Source organism: bacterium (assembly GCA_026398675.1).
GTDB lineage: Bacteria > RBG-13-66-14 > RBG-13-66-14 > RBG-13-66-14 > RBG-13-66-14 > RBG-13-66-14.
The window spans coordinates 1-2,288 of the sequence record JAPLSK010000292.1 but is presented as its reverse complement, the minus strand read 5'-3'; the positions used below and the strand labels follow the sequence as shown (position 1 = coordinate 2,288).

Annotated in this window: 4 protein-coding genes; 1 reads left to right on the top strand and 3 read right to left on the bottom strand. The window is 64.0% G+C overall.

Translation table 11 applies throughout. The features are described from left to right. Positions 1 to 231: ABC transporter permease (locus NTW26_08685; GenBank protein ID MCX7022328.1), on the bottom strand; the 231-nt coding region annotated here is incomplete at its 3' end. Continuing rightward, entirely contained in the window at positions 228 to 1,214 is a 987-nt protein-coding gene (locus tag NTW26_08680) for an ATP-binding cassette domain-containing protein (protein ID MCX7022327.1), read from the bottom strand. The genes NTW26_08680 and NTW26_08685, both read right to left, overlap by 4 nt. A 221-nt stretch (positions 1,215 to 1,435) precedes the next feature. Here NTW26_08680 and NTW26_08675 point away from each other — a divergent pair, with 221 nt between their 5' ends. Then, a complete protein-coding gene (locus tag NTW26_08675) occupies positions 1,436 to 2,035 on the top strand; it encodes a PadR family transcriptional regulator (protein ID MCX7022326.1) in 600 nt (199 codons plus the stop codon). Positions 2,036 to 2,049: 14 nt separating this feature from the next. On the opposite strand, the gene NTW26_08670 is transcribed toward NTW26_08675, so the two are convergent. Beyond that, positions 2,050 to 2,288, bottom strand: a 239-nt coding sequence (locus NTW26_08670) for a hypothetical protein (protein MCX7022325.1), incomplete at its 5' end; no start/stop codon positions are given.

The window sequence follows — 2,288 nt, the reverse complement described above, 5'->3', positions numbered from 1 at the left end:
AATCGCGGAAATCGTCGAGGTGAAAAGGATGGTCATCACCACCATGCCGGGGAAGATGTACTCGATGTAGTTCAGGCCCGCCACCTGGGAAAAATTCGGCGAGATGCCGATGCCCAGGATGAAGAGCCAGACGACGGGCCGGGCCACCGAGGAGGCCACCCGCGCGAGATCCCGGAAGTACCGCTTGAACTCCCGGAGCCAGATGGCGCTGACGGCGAATCCCTGAATCATCGGCCGTCCCTCCTGGCCGTGGCGGCGTGTGCCGTCCGCCAGGCTCCCAGGCTCCGACCCTCGTCGTCGCGCAGGGTGTGGCCGGTGAGGGCGAGGAACACGTCCTCCAGGGTGGGTTCCTCGACCTGAATCGCCTCGACGGCGGCGCCCAGGAGCCGCATGACCTCCGGCAGGAACTCGGCGGGGGAATCCACCACCACGACGATGGAGCCTTCCTCCAGCTTGGCCTCCAACCCCGTGGTGGACATGATGGCCTGCGCCGCGCCCTCCGGGTCCGCGCAGCGCAGACGGACCACGCTCCCCCCCAGGGAGGACTTCAACTCCGCGGGGGTGCCGCACGCGACCAGCCTGCCCCGGTCAATGACCCCGACACGGTGGCACCGCTCCGCCTCGTGGAGGTCGTGGGTGGTCAGAAAAACGGTGGTCGAGTCCACGCGGGCGCCCTCGAGAAGGTAGTCCCAGATTTTCCGCCGGTTCTGCACGTCGAGACCGAGGGTGGGCTCGTCCAGGAAGAGGACCCGGGGCCGGTGCAGCAGGGCCCGGGACACCTCGAGCCGCCGCCGCATACCGCCGGAAAGCCGCTCCACCAGTTTGTCACCCCAGTCGGAAAGTTCCATGAAGGCGAGCATCTCGGTCACGCGCGCCTTCCGGTCTGCCACGCCGTAGATGCGGGCGTGGAAGTCCAGGTTCTCCCGGGCGGTGAGCTTGGTGTCCAGGGAGCTTTCCTGGAACACGATGCCTATCTCGCGCCGGACGCCGGCGGGGTTCTCCAGCACGTCGCAGCCGGCGACGCTGGCCGACCCGGCCGTGGGCCGCAGGAGCGTCGCCAGAATCGAGAGGGTGGTCGTCTTTCCCGCCCCGTTGGGGCCCAGGAAGCCGAAGACCTCCCCCGCCCCCACCGAGAAGCTCACGCCGTCCACGGCGACGAGGTCGTCGTAGCGCTTGACCAGTCCCGAGACTTCGATGACGGCGATCCCCGTCAAGGTTTCACTCCGTTCCCGACCCGCCAGAGCAACCAGTAAAATGCGGATGGAACAAATGCCGACACGATTATACGCCCTTTATAAGTCACACTATAGCGCATCTTCCCGGACGTCGCAAGCCCGCCTCGAAGCCCCTTTGTTGAAAATAACCGTGTCATTAACTATAATATATATGGGATTAGTAAAAGGGCGAAATGTAATTCATCCCGGAGGAGGCGACAATGACCAAGGTGGACATAATGGTGCTCGGCCTCTTGAGTGAGAAGCCGATGCACGGCTATCAGCTCAAGCGCGTCCTCGAGGAGAATCACGCCGACCTGTGGAGCGAGGTTTCCACCGGGCACCTCTACTACACGCTGAAAAAGCTGAAGAAATCGAAATACGTGGACGAGAAGACGACCCGGACCGGCAACCGCCCTCCCCGCCACGTGTATACCCTCACCGACGAGGGGAGGAAGACCCTCAAGACCGGGCTCGACGAGCTGGACGTCCACTCCCAGCGCCTGTTCTTCTCCCTCGATATCGTCATCGCCTTCGCCCGGGCGCTCTCCCTGCCCCCCGGCAAGCTGGAGCTATTAATCGGGAAACGCAGGAGCGCCGTCGAGGAGGAGATGGAGGATATCAAGGTCGCGTGGCGGGACAAGGTGGTCTCCGGCAACCTGAGCCTCTCCGAGTACCTCATCTTCGAGCACCGGTTGAGCCTGTTGACGTCCGAGCTCCGCTGGGCCAAATGGGCGCTCAAGACTACGGCGGGGGCCGATCACAAAAGGTTGAACGCGACGGATTTCGAGGCCGACGGACCCCACCCCCTCCCCCGTTGATTTCCGCGAATCCTTCACGAAAGGCCGAGGTGGGCCCGGAGGAGGCCGAGGCCCAGGGCGACTAGAATGCCCGCGTCCACTAGGAGACCGACCACCCCCGGGTAGGAATCCCGGAGGTTTTTTTTATAGAAGGAGTGCATGGTCAGGTAGAACTGCCGCCTGGTCCACAGGAGGTTCTTCCGGCTGGATTGGCCGTGGAAGTGGATGAAGCGGGCCGCGTGGACGTAGGAGACCCGCCAACCCGCCCGGGTGA

Coding starts and splice junctions, on each gene's coding strand:
- NTW26_08675 (MCX7022326.1), top strand. CDS start 1,436: ATGACCAAGGTGGACATAATGGTGCTCGGCCTCTTGAGTGAGAAGCCG.